The sequence below is a fragment of the uncultured Corynebacterium sp. genome, assembly GCF_937999985.1.
Lineage (GTDB): Bacteria > Actinomycetota > Actinomycetes > Mycobacteriales > Mycobacteriaceae > Corynebacterium.
This window is the reverse complement of record NZ_CALLDG010000146.1, coordinates 1-17581: the sequence shown is the minus strand read 5'-3', so window position 1 is coordinate 17581 and position 17581 is coordinate 1. Positions and strand designations below refer to the sequence as shown.

The 17581-nt window shown below is 63.0% G+C and carries 14 protein-coding genes and 1 tRNA gene; 3 read left to right on the top strand and 12 right to left on the bottom strand.

Annotated features, from left to right (window positions below):
• Positions 1-313 precede the first annotated feature (313 nt).
• On the bottom strand, positions 314-1219 hold the full coding sequence (locus Q0331_RS06965) for a Bax inhibitor-1/YccA family protein (protein ID WP_298075694.1): 906 nt from the start codon (positions 1217-1219) through the stop codon (positions 314-316).
• 217 nt (positions 1220-1436) lie between these two features.
• Between Q0331_RS06965 and Q0331_RS06960 the strand changes: the two genes are divergently transcribed.
• Positions 1437-3038: a succinic semialdehyde dehydrogenase gene (locus Q0331_RS06960; RefSeq protein ID WP_298075693.1), complete on the top strand. Its 1602-nt coding sequence runs from the start codon at positions 1437-1439 to the stop codon at positions 3036-3038.
• Positions 3039-3072: 34 nt separating this feature from the next.
• Here Q0331_RS06960 and Q0331_RS06955 read toward each other — a convergent pair whose 3' ends face one another.
• The 3 genes from Q0331_RS06955 to Q0331_RS06945 form a co-directional block, all read right to left on the bottom strand.
• Positions 3073-4170: an NAD(P)-binding domain-containing protein gene (locus Q0331_RS06955; RefSeq protein WP_298075692.1), complete on the bottom strand. Its 1098-nt coding sequence runs from the start codon at positions 4168-4170 to the stop codon at positions 3073-3075.
• Between the two features lie 7 nt (positions 4171-4177).
• Positions 4178-4876 (bottom strand): SDR family oxidoreductase, encoded by a 699-nt coding sequence (locus Q0331_RS06950; RefSeq protein WP_298075691.1) that lies wholly within the window; start codon positions 4874-4876, stop codon positions 4178-4180.
• Between the two features lie 78 nt (positions 4877-4954).
• On the bottom strand, positions 4955-6628 hold the full coding sequence (locus Q0331_RS06945) for a bifunctional ADP-dependent NAD(P)H-hydrate dehydratase/NAD(P)H-hydrate epimerase (RefSeq protein ID WP_298075690.1): 1674 nt from the start codon (positions 6626-6628) through the stop codon (positions 4955-4957).
• 198 nt (positions 6629-6826) lie between these two features.
• On the opposite strand from Q0331_RS06945, the gene Q0331_RS06940 reads away from it, so the two are divergent.
• Both Q0331_RS06940 and Q0331_RS06935 read left to right on the top strand, forming a co-directional pair.
• Positions 6827-8911 (top strand): acyltransferase family protein, encoded by a 2085-nt coding sequence (locus Q0331_RS06940; protein ID WP_298075689.1) that lies wholly within the window; start codon positions 6827-6829, stop codon positions 8909-8911.
• Positions 8912-9199: 288 nt separating this feature from the next.
• A complete protein-coding gene (locus Q0331_RS06935; RefSeq protein ID WP_298075688.1) occupies positions 9200-10225 on the top strand; it encodes a hypothetical protein in 1026 nt (341 codons plus the stop codon).
• Between the two features lie 15 nt (positions 10226-10240).
• Here the strand turns inward: Q0331_RS06935 and Q0331_RS06930 are convergent, their stop codons facing one another.
• The 8 genes from Q0331_RS06930 to Q0331_RS06895 all read right to left on the bottom strand — a co-directional run bounded on the left by Q0331_RS06930 (position 10241) and on the right by Q0331_RS06895 (position 17297).
• Complete coding sequence (locus tag Q0331_RS06930; protein ID WP_298075687.1) at positions 10241-11404, bottom strand: acyl-CoA dehydrogenase family protein; 1164 nt, start codon at positions 11402-11404, stop codon at positions 10241-10243.
• Between the two features lie 139 nt (positions 11405-11543).
• Positions 11544-11617, bottom strand: a tRNA-Leu gene (locus tag Q0331_RS06925).
• Positions 11608-12603, bottom strand: coding sequence for a Ppx/GppA phosphatase family protein (locus tag Q0331_RS06920; RefSeq protein ID WP_298075686.1), 996 nt, complete (start codon positions 12601-12603; stop codon positions 11608-11610). The genes Q0331_RS06925 and Q0331_RS06920 overlap by 10 nt, the downstream gene beginning before the upstream one ends.
• Before the next feature lie 64 nt (positions 12604-12667).
• A complete protein-coding gene (locus tag Q0331_RS06915) occupies positions 12668-13234 on the bottom strand; it encodes a DUF501 domain-containing protein (protein ID WP_298075685.1) in 567 nt (188 codons plus the stop codon).
• 75 nt (positions 13235-13309) lie between these two features.
• Complete coding sequence (locus Q0331_RS06910) at positions 13310-14074, bottom strand: septum formation initiator family protein (RefSeq protein ID WP_298075684.1); 765 nt, start codon at positions 14072-14074, stop codon at positions 13310-13312.
• A 120-nt stretch (positions 14075-14194) separates the two neighbouring features.
• Complete coding sequence (gene eno, locus Q0331_RS06905; protein WP_298075683.1) at positions 14195-15472, bottom strand: phosphopyruvate hydratase; 1278 nt, start codon at positions 15470-15472, stop codon at positions 14195-14197.
• Between the two features lie 214 nt (positions 15473-15686).
• The gene (locus tag Q0331_RS06900; protein WP_298075682.1) at positions 15687-16556 is read right to left on the bottom strand and encodes a lytic transglycosylase domain-containing protein; all 870 of its coding nucleotides are present in this window, start codon (positions 16554-16556) and stop codon (positions 15687-15689) included.
• Positions 16557-16580: 24 nt separating this feature from the next.
• Positions 16581-17297 (bottom strand): metal-dependent transcriptional regulator, encoded by a 717-nt coding sequence (locus tag Q0331_RS06895; protein WP_298075681.1) that lies wholly within the window; start codon positions 17295-17297, stop codon positions 16581-16583.
• Positions 17298-17581 lie beyond the last annotated feature (284 nt).

The window sequence follows — 17581 nt, the reverse complement described above, 5'->3', positions numbered from 1 at the left end:
CCGCTCCCCCCCCCCCGCACACGAACAGCCAACTCCCCCCGCCCCCATGAGACAGCCCCTCTGCGGCAGCAGAAAGAGAGGGTGGATGAAACCTTTGAAGCTTTCCGAATAGACACCCCCTATGGGCAGCAGAAAGGAGCTCCCGAAAAACCGGAAGCCCCTCAATTAACAGCGCCTCAAGGTCTAAAACCCAGGCGCCTAAGGCTCAGAAGCCCGGGCTCCAAGGCCCTGGCACCTCGAGCACTGGCCCTATAGCCCTGGCACCTCGAGCACTGGCCCTATAGCCCTAGCCTCAGCGCTAGCTCCTGAAGCGCTAGTCCCTGAAGTAGGACAGCAGGCGCAAGATCTCGGTGTACAGCCAGACCAGGGTGACGGCCAGCCCCAGTGCCACACCCCAAGCCATCTTGGACGGAGCGCCAGCGCGGACCAGACGGTCAGCCTGGTCGAAGTCCAGCAGGAAGCTCATCGCCGCAATGCCGATGCAGAACAGGGAGAAGATGATAGCGATCGGACCACCGTCACGCAGGATGCCCGCGGAGCCCGTAACCAGTGCAAACACCAGGTTGCCCAGTGCCAGAACCAGGATGCCGATCATGGCGCCCACCAGGAAGCGAGTGAACTTCGGGGTCACGCGGATAGCACCGGTCTTGTACACAAACAGCATGCCAATGAACACGCCAATGGTTCCCAGAACCGCCTGGGCGATGAGCATGCCGGCGTCAGTATCACCAACCGCAGCGCCAGACACCAGGAACGTAAAGCCACCAACGAACAGACCCTCGAAGGCTGCGTAGGTCAGCGTGACCGGCGCGGAGTCGTACTTCTTGCCAAATGCAGAAACCAGAACGGCGATCAGACCACCGATCATGCCGACGAAGGTCAGCCCCATCGCAATGCCGGGGTTGCTCAGGCCAATGATGAAGTTCACCACTGCCAGCGCGATGATCACAGCCAGCGTGATGCCGGTCTTGGTAACCACGTCATCGACGGTCATCGGGCGGTCGGCGCTGCCGGCCTGGCCGTAGTTGGCTGCGTCCTGCATGCCGTAACCCATGGCGGCGGTCTGTACACCGCCGTGAGCGGAGGTCGCATAGGGGTTCATCCCCTGCTGACCATAACCGCCCTGCTGGCCGTAGCCACCCTGGTTGCCCTGCTGTGCGAACGGGTGCTGGCCCTGGTTCTTGGCCAGCGACCCCATAAACGGGTTCGAGCTCTTCATTCTTTAGTACTCCAAAGTTGTGCTGGTCATTTTCGGTGCCGGAACCTAGAGATTAGCCACCGGCGCTTTCGCGTACATCCTACCAACGACTAAGCCTGCTTAAAGGTTCCCACAAGCAAAAATTCGCACTCCCGCGCCCCTCCCGCGACCTACTCATTTGCTTAGAAATGTTCCAGATCGAACACACTCTCCGAGCCTTTTAGGTAGTCTCCCAAACATGAAACGAACCAACTACAAGCGCCTATCCGTAGCCGCTCTGCCCGCCGACCTGGAAGTAGAGCTGCGCGAACTCACCACCAACGCCCGCCTGCACAACCTCAACGACGATTACGACGGCAAGCGCCTGGAGATCGAGGCTCCCTTCCTCGGCGAGACGATCGGCTGGGTCGCCAGCGGTGACGCCGACGATGTCACCGAAGCCTTCCGCTTCGCCCGCCGTGCCCAGCAGTCCTGGGTGCATGTCCCCTTCGCCGAGCGCAAACGCATCTTCCGCCGCTTCCACGACCTGGTGCTGAAGAACGCCGAACTGCTCTGCGACATGGTGCAGCTGGAGACCGGCAAGAACCGCGCCAGCGCCTTTGACGAGGTCATGGACGTCGCCAACAATTCGCGTTACTACTCCAACAACGTGGAGAAGTTCATGAAGCCACGCAGGCGCGCCTCGGCGATGTCGATCATGGCGAAGTCCGTCGAGTACCGTCACCCGCTGGGCGCGGTCGGCCAGATCAGCCCGTGGAATTACCCGCTGTCCCTCGGCATTGGCGACGCGATACCCGCGCTCCTCGCCGGAAACGCTGTGGTCGCTAAGCCCGACTCTGCTACGCCTTTCACCTCGCTTTTGGTCTTTAAGTTTCTTTTTGACGCCGGACTGCCGCGCGACCTGGTGCAGTTAGTTACCGGATCCGGCCGCGTGGTTGGAAGTGCCATTGCGGATCAATGCGACTTCTTGATGTTCACTGGTTCCACCGCAACGGGCAAGGTTTTGGGCGAGCAGGTTGGCCGTCGCTTGATCGGCTATTCCGCCGAGCTGGGTGGCAAGAACCCGTTGATTATCGCCAACGACGCGGACGTCAACTACGCCGCCCGCGGCGCTATCGATGCGTGCTTCTCTAACTCCGGCCAGCTGTGTGTTTCCATCGAGCGCATCTATGTCGAGCGTGCGTCCTACGAGGATTTCGTGGGCGCGTTTTCCTCGCGCGTGCAGTCCATGAGCCTGGGCAGCGGCTTCGAGTGGGAGACGCAGATGGGATCGCTGGCTTCCGCTAGCCAGCTGGAGACCGTGGAAAAGTACGTGGAGGACGCCCGCGAGAAGGGCGCGAACATCCTGTGCGGTGGTAAGAAGCGCCCGGATCTGGGCCCTTACTTCTACGAGCCGACGGTCATGGTGGACGTTCCAGAGGATGCGCTGCTGCGCACCGAGGAAGTCTTCGGCCCGGTGGTGTTCATAGAGCCGGTGGAGGATCTGTACGACGCGATCGAGCTGGCCAATGACACGGACTACGGTCTGAACGCCTCTGTGTTTGCCGCCGACGACACTGCCTGGAAGATCGGCCCGAAGATCGAGTCCGGTTCGGTGGCTCTGAACGATGGCTACACCTCCAGCTGGGCGGCAATCGACAACCCCATGGGTGGCATGAAGGAATCCGGTGTCTCCCACCGCCACGGCGCGGAAGGGTTGCAGAAGTACACGGCAACGCAGAACGTCACTTCGCAGCGCTTCATGTACTTCCGCGGGCCGGAGTCCCTCAGCCGGAAGAGCTTCTCCAAGGTCATGCTCACACTGCTGAAGGCCGGCAAGACCTTCCGCATGCTGCCGTAGCAGGGACTTCCGCCGCGCGATGCTCGCGCGACCGTCACCCTCGGGTGGCCGCCACTACCTCGGCGGCCACCCTTTTTGCATGCACTCCAACGCCAGTGATGGTAGCGGAACCGGGCCCCACCCAATCGCCATAGCCCACGAGGAAGAGGCCGGGGTGTTGGGGCGAGGGGGCGTCACCACGAAAAGAGAGCAATCCGCGAAAAGGGCCGAGGGCGGGGCGGAATCCGGTGCACCAGATCAGGTGGTCGGCGGTAACTTCGTCGAGGGAGGAGAACATCGGGGTGGGGCGCAGGCGTCCGGAGTCCCGAGCGCGGCGGACCGCGGGAAGCATGACGATGTCCCCGAGGCTGGAATCGGCGCCGGGGTCTTCCTTACCTGCGGAAATGGCGAGGTAGCGCTCGCGGTTGCGGCGGAAGAGCTCCGCGCCATCGACGTCATCCGGCATCCAGCGGGGCGGGTGGCGGACGAACCAGGTGACGTCGGCGACATCGGCCAGGTCGGCGGCGATCTGCGCGCCCGAGTTAGCCGCTCCGACGACGGCCACGGAAGAACCGGCGAATGGCTCCGGCCCCGGATAAGTGGCGGTGTGCCACTGCTGGCCAGCAAACTCGCCGGGATAGTGGGGAACGAAAGGCGCGGACCAGGTGCCCGTGGCGGCGACGACGGTGCGGGCACGCCAGGTGTGGGAGCGCAGGGTGTGGGAGGTATGGGCGCCACCATCCGGGCGAGCATGCAGTTGAAACAGCCCGGCCGGCTCGTCGTACTCCACCCGTTCGACATGCACGGGACGGACGACGGGCAGATCGTAGCGGCGTTCGTATTCGCGCAGGTAGTCGACCACATGGCCGGGCGGCGGATAGCCTTTAGGCCCGTTGTAGCTGGGCATTGGCATGCCCGGAAGATTGGAGAAATTGGTGTCGGAGAATAATGTCATCGACGGCCACATGTGCCGCCAGGCTCCGCCCGGTTCCGGTTGATCGTCGAACACGGCAAAGTCAGGGGCCTTGCGCCCCCGCCTGTCCTCCCGGCGCAGGTAGAAGGCCGTGGCCAGGGCGGATTGGCCGCCGCCGACAATGGCACAGTCCAGGACACGGCTTGGGTCGCGGTTTAGGTCTGGAGCTGAGTGTGCCATGTAATACTTAGCGCCCGTTAGCCGGGCGGATCGTCAGCGACTCGACCATGGCATCGTCCGTCGCGTCAATGGCCAGACGCACAGCCTTCGCCACCGATTCCGGGCGCAGGTACTGGGTTTCGTCATAGTCCGCTTCGGCCACGCCGCGGTGTGTCTGGATCTGACGTTGCATGTCGGAATCGACCTTGCCCGGGTGGATGGAGCTCACTCGGATCTTGTCGCGCTGCTCCTCCCGTAGCGCATCGGTGTAGGCGCGCAGGGCGAACTTCGTGGTGGCGTACGGGCCAAAGCCCACGCTGGAGCGGTAGCCTGCGCCGGAGTTGATCGTCACCACAGTTCCGTGCGCCGCCTGCAGCGCGCCGAGGAGCTGCCGAGTGATCTCCGCAACGGCAAACAGGTTGATGTCGAAAGCGTGTTTCCACTGCTTAGGAGTGGTTTCGGTGACCGGGTCGTGGGCCACCACACCCGCGGAGTGCACCAGCACGTCCAGGCTGTCCAGCCCCAGTTCCGCCACGGCTGTACCGATGCCTTCCGTATCGGCGAGGTTCGCCACGAAGCCTTGCGCGCTCGGGAACTGGGAGGCAACGTCGTGGGCCTTCTCCGAGCTGCCGCCGATGATCAGGTGGTAGTCGTCCTGCAATTCGCGGGCAATCGCCAGGCCGATGCCTCGCGTGCCGCCGGTGATCAGTGCGATTCTGCGATCCATTGTTGCTTTCCTTCCTTTGCTCTGTTGTTCTCTTGCTCTGTGCCCTTGCGTGTTCTCGCGTTGTTCGTGATCGGGCGCCTAACCCTGCACCACTGTGCCCAGCCACGCCGTTGCATGCGGGATGTGCTGCGCGATCTTCAGCGCCGAGGTCGGCGCCGGGCCATATGGGGTAAGGGAGGATATATATGACGCCGCAGCGTGGATAGCCACACCAACCGCAGCCGAATCGACCACGTAGTCTGCCTCGTGCGCCTCCAACTCGTACTGCCCGGCTTCTGTGTATCCGGTGTCCCGAGCCCGCTTGCCGGCATCGCGTGCTACCAGCGCACCCAGAATTCCCGCTAACACGTCGCCGGATCCGGGAGTGGCGGCCCAAGACGATGCGGTATCGACAACCACGGTGCGCTGTGGGTTGGCGATGATGGTGAAGCGCCCCTTCAGCAAAACCGTGCAATTCAGCTCGCGGGCCAGTCGTTCTGTGGAGGTGATCCGGTCCGGCGATTCCGCCGGCAGCCCGGCCGCCTTGGCCAGCCGGTCGAACTCCCCATCGTGCGGGGTGAGCAGTGTGGGAGCGTTGCGCGCACGCAGGATCTCTAGAACGTCTGGGTTCTTCGCCAAGACGGTGATCGCGTCGGCGTCTAGAACCAAGGGCTGCACCATGTCTAGAACGGCGAGCAGTTCGTCGCGGGCATCGCGATCCGTGCCGCGACCGGAGCCGACCATGCGCGCCTGCACCTGCCCGGCCCCGCGGACGACGGGGTGCACGACGACTTCCGGGGTGGTCGCCAGAACGTATTCGGGGTGTTCGCCGATGTAGCGCACCATCGAGCTGGTGGTGTTCACCGCCGCGAGCGTGGCCAGCACACCTGCTCCCAGATAGTCCTTGCTACCCGCGCAGATGCCCACTACCCCGCCGGAGTATTTGTCGTCCACTGCGCCCGGTTCGGCGGGCAGTTCCCCAGGCAAGGGTTCCGGGCTACCGAGTAGCTGCGCAGCCATATCTTCCAGCGCGAGGTGTTCGACCGGCGTGTGCCACAAAGAGACGGTGCTTTGGGCGCTCTCGGCACTCTCCGCGTTTCCGAGCCTGGCCAGCTCGGCGGAAAGCATAGAGCCATCGTCCAAGCCGATGTCCTCGCACAGCACCGTTCCGCACTCGGCGCTGAGGCCGTGCGCCCGGCGCAGCCCACCGAAAGTGACGGTCACATCGGCACTAACGTGCCTGCCCGGTGCCTTCCCGCTATCGGCGACCACACCGCTGGGGATGTCGATGGCCAACACAAGCGGCCGGCGCTTCCTTCCAGCGCGCACCCCCTGGGCTTCTCGCAGGAACTCATCGACCTCCACCGGGATCTCGCCATGCCCGCCGAGGCCGAACATCCCGTCGACGATCACGCGATGGCTGTCTGCTGGTTCCAGCCCGACGAAGCTTCCGCCCGCCGCCGTAAACGCCCGCGCGGCGCGCTCGTGCACGCGATCGGCGCCTTCGAGCGGGTAGGCCTCAACCTTCCTTCCCTGCATCGCAAGAACTGCGCCGGCGTACAACGCATCGCCGCCGTTGCCGCCCGGGCCGACCAGCAGCAACACGGACCCCTCTGCAGCGCCCGCTGGCTCCTCTGCTTGGGCCAGCATCTTTTCCGCCACGACCGCCACTGCGTGCGCGGCGGACTGCATCAGCTCATCCTCCCGTTGCTCGCGGGGGAACAAGGCAGCCTCGGCCGTGCGGATCTCCTGGGCTGTGTAAAGAGTGCGCATATCTCCCATGATAGGTGTGCAGCGCACCTCCCCTGCGCTCGAACCAGACCTCCACCCCTGCCCCCGTGGTGGCGTCCTAAAAAATCGTTTCCCAAAGGTTCCCCAAAGGGCTAGACTGCATAGTCTGAACTGACGCGCCGGCAGCGCGCATAAAACCTCATAAGCACCTCACACTTGGAAAAGGTTCACTCGCTTCACATGCCTCGCCCAATAAACAAGAATCAGCGATACGTATCCGGACTCGATGGGCTGCGGACGATCGCAGTTGCCGTGGTTGTGCTCTACCATCTGCACGTTCCCGGCTTCGTCGGGGGCCTCATGGGCGTGGGAGTGTTCTTCACGCTGTCGGGTTACCTCATCACCGCCAACCTCATGCGTTCGTGGGATAAGAAGGGAAATCTGACGCTCCGCACCTTCTGGTTGCGTAGGTTCCGGCGCCTGATGCCGGCGGTGATAGTCACGTTGGTCGCCACCCTGATCCTGACGGCGGCGCTCACTCGTGACGAGCTCAGCGATCGTTTCTGGGAGGCGCTGTCCGCCCTGTTCTATGTGAACAACTGGCACACCATCTTCCAGGAGAAATCCTACTGGGATAACTTCGGCGGCCCGAGCCCGCTGAGCCACATGTGGTCACTGTCCGTCGAAGAGCAGTTCTACCTGCTCTGGCCCCTGGTTCTGCTTGTACTGCTGGTTGTTACCCGCTCGCGGATTGGCGCACTTATTGGCTCCTTGCTGCTCACGGGCGCCTCTTTTGCCTGGATGTGGGGGCTGGCAACCCCGGGGATGGACAACACCCGCGCATATGAAGGCACCGATACCCGCGCCGGCGCCCTGTTGTTGGGTGCGTGCCTGGCGATCTGGCTTTCCTCCCGTCGCCAAGCGGGTAAGTCCGTCGAGCCTGCGAAAATTACCGCGAACCTGTTTGGCCTAATCGGCTTGGCGGGCATCGTAGCGCTCGTCATGCTGGTGGAGCAGGAGTCAATGTTCCTGTACCACGGTGGGCTGATCTTGCTTTCCGTGGCCTCTGTGCTGGCGATCTTCTCCGTCCTGCACCCGCAGAGCCTGTGGAGCCGGGTGTTGGGCTTCGGCCCCATCCGCTGGCTCGGCGAGCGTTCCTATGGCATTTACCTGTGGCACATGCCGGTAATTGCCTTCATGCCGCAGTCGTGGTTGGAGAACAACAAGCTGCTGGCCAGCGTTATCACCATCGGCGTGAGCGTGGCGCTGGCCGCCATCAGCTGGACGCTGATCGAGGATCCGATCCGTAAGCACGGCGTGATCCCGCCGATCAAGGCATGGCTGCGCAGCCGCAAGGCAGACCGTGAGGTCGGCGACAACCGCGACGGCTCTGGCACGCCTGTGGGCATTTTCCACCAGCCTTTCCCCACCTACTTCACTTCCGGTGCCGCTGTGGTGCTGGCCGCGGTGGTCGCTATTGGTGCGACGCCCATTGGCATCAACCCCACGGCATCCCAGCAGGAAGCTGGCGCGGGCAAGGGCGGCGAGCCTGCGATGGAGCTGGATCCGTCGCAGCGCCCGGGTAGCGCTGGGAAGGCTGCGGGACCGCAGAACCCCGCTGCTGAAGGACCTGCCGATGATGTCGACCAGGAGCCGGATTCCAAACTGATGAGCTGCAAGCGCGTGGTACACGTCGGCGATTCCACGTCCATCGGCATGTTCGCCAACGACATGGTGACCGATCCCGAGAACACGGCCTTCGAGACTTATCTGAAGTACGGCGCCGAGGAAGTCATCGACAGTGTATTCGGCGCGCGCAACACCACCGAGGGCTGGCAGTCCGAGGACGGCTCGCAAAGCTACCCGCCGGCCATCGACTCCGTACAGGAGCTGCTGCCCACCGCCGCTGGCCCGGATACTTGCTGGGTTATCGCTACCGGTGTGAACGATGCGGCGAACTACGCGGCGGGCGCCAACCTGGCTGCCCCGGAGCGCATCAAGATCATGATGGACATTCTGGGCGACCAGAAGGTCATGTGGCCGACGGTCACCACCAACACCAACGAGGGCTACTACGCAAACTCCAACATGGAGGAGTTCAACCAGGCGCTGCGCGACGCGCAAAAGGATTACCCCAACCTGCGGGTCTACGACTGGGCCGCCGAGGCGAAGCCTGAGTGGTTTGCTGAGGGCGATTTCGCCCACTACGGCCCCGAGGGCAACAGCCAACGCGCCGAACGCTTCCCCGCTGCTCTTGCCAAGGCCTACCCAAAGTCGAAGGGCGGCCAGCCCTCCGACGATTTGGTGGTGAACTCCGGGCTGTAGAGCCAACTCCTAAGAACGCAAACTCCGAAGAACGTACAGAAACACACTAAGCTTTTGTACGTTCTTCTTTAATGCAATGCTTATGCAGCGCTCGTGCAATCAGCGCCCATAGGCGGTTCAACGTGTAGGAGCCCAGGCGTGGAAACACCGGAAAACGGCAGCCGGAACCAGCGAGACCAGCGAAGCCGCCGAAACCAGTGGAACTCGCGGAGCTCAGGGGCACCGAATGACACTCGCAGCTCGCGTGACTCGCGGAACGAGTGGAGTTCGCGGAATGAATGGAAGAACGTGGTGCGCTCGGACGAGACCCCGGCCGCCGACACCGAAGCGAAGACTGGCTCCACCACGCACCCCTCCACCGAGCCTTTCGAGCCGGTATCGCCACCCCAACAGCCGGCTTTCAATCCCATTCCAGCCCCAGGTGCCGGCCCCAGCGCAGGCTCCGCACCCGTATTCGGCCCGGGCATGGCTCCCCCACCTGCGGCAGCACAGGCCATGGCGCAGGTTCAGCCTCCGAAGAAAAGCTCGGCACTTCTGCCGGCGATCGTCACCTTCATCGTCTGCGTCCTGCTGCTGGCAGGTGGTCTGTTCGGGTACAAGAAGCTCACCGAGCCCTCCGACAACGTAGTTGATCCGGGCAAGCCCTCCGCAGCCCCAGGGGCAAAGCCCGACGCAGAGGCTGCTGCAGGATCTGATGCGGAGCCAGCTGCGGATGACTCCGACGACGGGGGCGACTCCGACGGATCCAGCGAGTCCGGGGAGCAGTTCGACGCCGCCGACCTGGTCCCACGGATGGCCTCCATGACGGTGCCCGACTTCAGCGTGCTGGAAGATGCCGAACGCTCCGATGAAACGAGTTTTCCGGCAGTCACTTTGAACGATGGCGTATACGGCGAACCCGGCTATGGCTTCAGTATCAAACTCGGCAGCAACGATCCAAGCGGCGATCGTGACAAAATCTCCCCGATCTACGCTCAAGGCGACCTTAACGGTGACGGGGAGGACGAAATCGTCGTGCAAATGTACAGCAACCAGGGAGGAAACAGCTACGTTAACCACTTCGTGGTGTACGACAAGAACCTCACCCCGATGGGGTACACCCAGGTGGATGACCTCGACGAAGACCTGCCGACAATGGGTCTGCGCGGCCAGACAGCCGACGAGGTGAAAATCGAGGATGGAAAGCTGTTCTTCGACTACCTTGGGTACGGCGATTCAGACCCCATGTCCTCCCCCTCCCAACGCACGCAGGTCTACCTGACCTGGAATGGCGGCACGGACTTCGAGCTGGCCGAGCCGCCAACTTTCCTCTGACCCCTGGCCCAGTCGCTAATCCTGCTTAAACTCGCGGGCGATCAGCAGCTTCATGATCTCGTTCGTGCCGCCGTAGATGCGCTGCACGCGAGCATCCGTGTACATGCGGGAGATCGGGTACTCGCGCATAAAGCCGTAGCCGCCGAACAGTTGCAGGCAGCGATCCGCCACGGAGCTCTGCAGGTCAGAGGCCAGGTACTTCGCGGCAGAAGCTTGGGCGGGCGTCAGCTTGCCCTCGATGTGTAGCGCCGTGCAGTGGTCGGTCAACGTCTTCGCCGCCAGCGTCTCGCTCGCGCACTCGGCCAGAACGAACTGGGTGTTCTGGAATCCCAGGATCGGGCGCCCAAAAGCCTCGCGCTCGTTGACGTAGCGGATGGTTTCGCGCACGGCCCCCTCGCAAGCGGATGAACCGCCAATAGCAAGGATTAGGCGCTCTTGCGGCAGCTGCTGCATCAGCTGCAGGAAGCCCATGCCTTCCTTTCCGCCGAGCAGGTTATCGGCGGGCACGCGCATATCGGTGAAGAACAGCTCGCGGGTATCCTGACCACGCTGGCCGATCTTGTCCAGCACTCGGCCACGCTCGAAGCCCTCGAGATCCTTGGTCTCCGCGACGATCAGGGATAGTCCCCTGCCGCCCGGCTGGTCGTTGGTGCGGGCGACGATCACCACGACGTCGCAGTGCGTGCCGTTGGTGATGAAAGTCTTCGAGCCGTTAATTACCCACTCATCGCCATCCAGCTCTGCGCGGGTCTTGATGGCCTGCAAGTCGGAACCAGTGCCAGGCTCGGTCATGGCGATCGCACCGACCAGCTCACCGCTGGCCATTCCCGGCAGCCAGCGCTTACGCTGCTCCTCCGTGCCGAGTTGGTAGATGTAGTGGGCGACGATCACGGAGTGCACACCGTTGTGCCAAGCAGAGTTGCCAGCCAGGGCGAGCTCCTGCTGGATCACGGCCTCGTGGGCGAAGGTGCCGCCGCCTCCGCCGTACTCCTCGGGGATGGAGGCGCACAGCAGGCCAGCGTCGCCGGCCTTGTTCCAGAACTCACGCTCTACCTGGTGGTTTTCTTCCCACTTCAGCTCGTTGGGGGTTACCTCCCTGGCGATGAACTCGCGGGCGTGGAGGCGTAGGGCGTCAGTTTCCTCGGTTTCCCAAGTAGCGCGGTAGTTATCCAGAATCATGTCGATGGCTCCCTCAAAGTGAATCGAAGCGCTGGCATGTCATTTTGCCAGCGAAATACTTTCTTGGAAGCAACGCTACAACAGCGCGATCGTGAGCTGGCTCACTTTCGAGAAGAAGTTCTAAAAGAAAAACAAAGAGTCCCCCCAGTCGGACTCGAACCGACACTGAACGGATTTTAAGTCCGCTGCCTCTGCCAATTGGGCTATAGGGGGCGTGCCATGACCTCAGCCAGCATCCCGTCCAATATATCTTTCTCGCTGACCGTGATCTCACTAAGCCCCCAATCAAGGAACTGGCTCGTGAAGGCGTCCACCACAATAGAACCGCCACCGATCACATCCGCGCGGCCCGGGTGCATAGGCCCGTATTCGCAGCGCTGGGGTGGCGTCAATCCCAAAAGGTTGCGCGCCGTGGCGCGGAAGTCCTCCAACGGCAGGGTGGACATGTGGATGGCCCGCGAGTCGTATTCAGAAAGATCAAGGGTGATGGCGGCAAGGGTAGTCATCGTGCCCGCCACCCCCACGATCTGATCCACGTCGCGCAGATCCACGTGGGAGCGCACCTGCTCCATCAGCTCCCCTACGAAAGCGCGGGCCTCGGCGACCTGCTGCTCCGCCGGCGGCTGGTCGTGCAGGAATCGCTCCGTCAGGCGCACGCAGCCCATGTCCGCCGAGAAAGCCTGTGGCTCGCGCCCCGGGCCGTGCACGACAAACTCGGTGGAACCGCCACCCAGGTCGATGACGCACACGGTGCGGTCCTGCGCATCCGGCAGGTCCGTGATGGCTCCGCGGAAGCTCAGCTCCGCCTCTTGCTCGCCGGAGATCACCTGCGCCACCGCCCCCTCGCGCACGCGCCCCAGGTGCCGCCGGGTGATGTCGAAGAACTCCTCGCGGTTCGCCGCATCGCGGGTGGCGGAGGTCGCCCCCATCATTACGTCGACCACACCGTACTCGACCATGCGGTCAGCGTAGATCTGCAAGGCCTCATCCACGCGCTGCAGGGCCTCATCGGCGAAGCGACCCGTGGCATCCACGCCCTGACCCAGGCGCACGATGATGTTATCCCTGTTGAGCTCGTTGATCTGCCCGTCCGGGGTCCGCTCGCTGATCAGCAGGCGGATGGAGTTCGTTCCGCAGTCGATGGCAGCGAAGCGGGGGCTCTGGGGCTGGTTCTGGCGCTGGTTCTGGGCGGTGCTCATGGTTCCTAGGCTACTCTGCGGCAGCTCTGGGGCTACCCACCGCTACCCTGCGACACCTCGGTAGCTACTCTGCGACGCTCGCGGTTTCCATCGACGTACCCAGCGAGGCTGCCGTCGGCCAGTCCGCAGGCAATGCCGTGCCCTCAAGCTTCGGGTTGTTCTCGATGGCCAGCGCAACGGCCTCGGTGCCCAGGCGCACCCGCTGCGGCCCTTCCGCCAGCGCGTAGGCAATCAGCACGTGCAGGCACTTCACCCGGTCGGGCATGCCGCCGCCGGAGAAGTCCGTGCCCAGATCCTCCATCTTGTTGCGCTCGGCCAGGTAGTGCTCGTGCGCGGCCTGGTAATCGGCAGCCAGATCTTCGTCTTCGGGCAGCCGAGCTTGCATCGTCTTCATCACACCTGCGACCTCCAGCCGGGAGGCTTCGGCGGTCAAGCGCGGGTCCGTCAGGTAGTACAGCGTGGGGAACGGAGTACCATCCGGCAACTTCGGTTGGGTCTTCACCACTGCGGGAACCCCATCCGGCGTGTAGTAGCTGACCTCGACTACACCGCGTAGTGGACGGCCGAGCTGCCTGCGCATTACCTCCAGGTCGTCCTCGGTCGGCGGGCCGGGCTGGCGTTGGTTAGTCATGGGTTCCCTCGGTTCCTTGGTTGGAATGTCTCGCTCTAGTTTGGTGCTCTAGTTAGCTGGTTTAAGTCAGTCTCTCTAGTTACCCGGTGCGGGCGCTGGCGCCCCTTCTGGCGCTGCGGGCTGCTCCTCGGGCGCGGGCGCTGCGGGCTGCTCCTCGGGCGCGGGCGCTGCGGGCTGTTCCTGCTCCGGCTTCTCCTCCGGCACCGTCGGCAGCTTGTGGTCTTCGGTTGCCGGATCGTCTTCCTTGAGCTCTTCCTCCGGCGTGGAGATCGCATCCCACAGCTGGGCGTACCAGTCGCGGTTGCCGTCACCCTCGCCCTGGGACTCTTCGTCCGTTTCGGTACCTAGCTCGTCTGCGTGGATCTTCGGGGAGATGATGCGAAATGCCGACTCCCCCGGCTCAATCAACCCCAGTCGCGTGCGCGCCTGTTCCTTGATGAAGTCCTCGTCACGGTAGCGGTTGAGCTCGCTGGTGAGCTCCGCTTTCTCTTTCTCCTGCGCCTCGATTTTCTGGTTCAGCTGCGCCAGCTCGGCGCGTTGCTCGAAGTAGTTACGCAGCGGGTTAGCTATGGAAACTGCCAGGAAAATCACCAAAACCAGCGCCACGAGCCACGTGGTGGGGCTCATGTTTTTGGGCACTTCTACAAAGGAACGCGCCATGCGTTTCGGCGCGGTTTGCGCGCGGGCTCGGCGCCTTTCGCGCCTCTCGATCGACCGTGCTCGGGGCAGGTGGGCGGACTCGGGGCGGCTGTTTTCTGGCCCCTCTTTTTCGGACGCCACGTCTGCGCGCGGCTGATCCTCCGGCTCCTTGTCCGGTTCGCCCTTGGTCGATTTGCTCATGGTCTACAGAGTCTAGCGAAGCGAGGCTGAAATGCGAGTAGCCCACGGCCATCGGCTGGATGGCTGTGGGCTACCTTGGGCTGCCTGATTGCCTTGCGCCCCTTGAGGGGCGCCTAGCGCTTACTTGGTGAAGCGCGGGAAGGCGGAGCGGCCTGCGTAGACGGCTGCGTCGCCCAGGATCTCCTCGATGCGCAGCAGCTGGTTGTACTTGGCAACGCGCTCGGAGCGAGCCGGAGCGCCGGTCTTGATCTGGCCACAGTTCAGGGCGACGGCCAGGTCAGCAATGGTGGTGTCCTCGGTCTCACCGGAACGGTGGGACATCATGCTGCGGTAGCCGTTGCGGTGTGCCAGCTCGACAGCGTCGAAGGTCTCGGTGAGGGTACCGATCTGGTTCACCTTCACCAGCAGCGCGTTGGCTGCCTTCTCCTCGATACCCTTGGCCAGGCGCTGCGGGTTGGTGACGAAGAAGTCGTCGCCGACCAGCTGAACCTTGTCGCCGATCTTGGCGGTCAGGGCGGTGTAGCCTTCCCAGTCGTCCTCCTGCAGCGGGTCCTCGATGGAGACGATCGGGTACTCCTCGATCAGCTCCTCGTAGACCTTTGCCATCTCCTCAGCGGTGTGCTCGCCGCCCTCGAAGTGGTACTTGCCGTCCTTGAAGAACTCGGAGGAGGCAACGTCCAGCGCCAGCGCAACGTCCTCGCCGACCTTGAAGCCGGCCTTCTCGATAGCCTCGACGATCAGGTCCAGAGCCGCCTTTGTGGAGTCAACGGACGGGGCGAAGCCGCCCTCGTCACCCAGGCCAGTGGACAGGCCCTTGTCCTTAATGACCTTCTTCAGGGTGTGGTAGACCTCGGCACCAACGCGCAGTGCCTCAGAGAAGGTCTCTGCGCCGATCGGGGCAATCATGAACTCCTGGACGTCCACGCCGGAGTCAGCGTGTGCACCACCGTTGAGGATGTTCATCATCGGCACCGGCAGTACGTGGGCGTTCGGGCCACCGACGTAGCGGAACAGCGGCAGATCGGCGGACTCTGCAGCCGCGCGGGCAACAGCCATGGAAACACCCAGGATGGCGTTGGCACCCAGCTTGGACTTGTTCTCGGTGCCGTCCAGGTCGCGCATCAGCTGGTCGATCAGGCGCTGATCGTCGGCCTCCACACCCATCAGCTCTTCGTCGATGTCCTCGATAACGTTCTTGACTGCGTTGAGCACGCCCTTGCCCTGGTAGCGCTCGCCGCCATCACGCAGCTCGTGTGCCTCGTGCACACCGGTGGAAGCGCCAGAGGGAACGGCTGCGCGGCCGAAGGAGCCGTCGTCCAGCAGTACGTCCACCTCGACGGTCGGGTTACCGCGGGAATCGATGATTTCACGGGCGTCAATGTTGAGGATCAGGGCCATGTGTCTGCCTCCTTGGCATGTGGCATTGAGGTGCCAAACTGTTGATTATCTGTTCTTGGGTTAACAGCTAACAAAGGTCTCCACCGCAGCGCTGGGCAGCCCACGGGCGGCACCGAGCACAGCGGTCTACTTCCATTGTGGCACCGCCAGAAATTTTTCGCCGTCACGCGGGCAAATCCTGGCTAAAACCACCCCTCCCTAAAGGGGGAATGGCCTACTGCGGCGACTGGCCAATCGCGTAGTTTGCCGCTGCGTCGCGAACCTGCATGACATATTCGTCGGAGAGGTTGTAGCCCCTGATCGCACCCGTCCAGCCGTTTTCGGTGCTGAGGTCACGGCCCTCGCTGCACAGGAGCTTGGTCGCGGTGGCGGCGGCATCGTAGACACTCTGCGGATTCTTTTTGCCGTCGCCGTCCGCGTCCACCCCGTAGATCTTCCAGGATTCGGGGATGAACTGCATCGGCCCCAGCGCCCGGTCGTATTCGCGGTCGCCGTCCAGGCGCCCGCCGTCGGTATCCTCCACCTTGGCGAACTCGCGGCCGTTGAGCTGCGGGCCGATGATGTCGGGCTCGGCGATGCCGTCGTCGTTAAGTTTGGACGCCCCGAAGCGCCTGCCGTCGTAAGTCCCGTGGCGGGTCTCTACGTAACCGAGCCCGGCCAGCGTATTCCAGGACAAGTTGCAGGCGGGAGCTTCCTTCCGGGCGAAGCCTTCGGCCTTGCCATAGGCCATGAGGGCCTGCAGAGGGATGTTCAGCTCCTCGGACTTCGGCTTAGCCCAGTCCAGAGCCTGCTGGTACGCGCGGTCGCTGTCATTCGGGTCGAAGTCCGGCGCCGGACTCGCGGCCTTCGGCGGAATATCCGTCGGCACCGGCAAACGGTCCGACTCGGAGCTGCGGTCGCTGGTGACAAACCCTGCGACTAGGTAACCGACAAGGGCGATAATCCCCAGCAGCGCGATGACCACTACGAAGAATCCACAGCCGCCCAGCAGCCCCCGGTTCGGGCGGCTTCCAGCTGCGTCGTCATCCCACATGGAATCGTTCGGTTCGATCCGTTGCGGGCGGCGATAGTGGTTCGACGCCATGGATTTCCTTCCTGCTTCTTTTTCTTAGGCCTTCTTGGGCTTCTCAGTGTGACCGCTCTGCGAATTCTTATCGGCTGCACTTACCAACACTGCGCTTAGGCTACTAGCCGGAAGTTGGACCCGTGTTTCCGACTCGGTGATGTGCAGCTCCGCCATGTCAGCAAACACACGCTCGCCGACGGTGATGTGCACCCCGGGGAGCACGCCATGCTCGGTGAGGTAACGCACCAGGGCGGCATCCCTGTCGCTGATGCGATCCACGATGAGCCGCTCGCCCGTGTGGGCGTCCGAAAGAAGAAAAGCCGAGCTCGCAGGAATGTGGCCGCCCTCGTCGGGAATAGGGTCACCGTGCGGGTCACGGGTGGGGTTGTTTAGCAGGCTGGCGATGCGATCGACGAAGGTGTCGGAAACCGCGTGCTCCAAAACCTCGGCCTCGTCGTGCACTTCGTCCAGGCCGTACCCCAGGTGGTTGCACAAAAAAGTCTCGATCAGGCGGTGACGGCGAACCATGGCCAGGGCAATCTTGCGGCCCGCTTCGCTGAGCTCGATGTCGCCATAAGGGGCATGGTCGACGAGCCCCTGGGCGGCGAGGCGTTTGATCGCCTCGGAGGCCGTGGAAGGGCGTTGGTCCATGTGACTGGCCAAGACAGAGAGGGAAACTCCACCCCCGGACCACTCCTGCAGATCGAAGATCTTTTTCAGGTAGTCCTGGGACCTCTCGGGAAGGTCTGTGACGTGCATGCCGACCAGTGTACGGGGGTGACGGGGGTTTCAAGAACTCACCAGCCTGGTTTAGGCTGCACTATATTGTTCAATGAGTTGAACATTGCACCCCTCAAGGATCGGAAAGTTTATTAACTCGCGCATGAAAAACAGCAAGAAACTGATAGCAACCCTGTTCGCCGTCACCCTCGGCATCGCGGGCGCCACCGCCTGTAGCGATGCTAACCAACATGAAAAAGCCGAGGTCCTGACCACTTTCACCATTCTCGAAGACATTGCCTCCAACATCGCCGGAGATACCC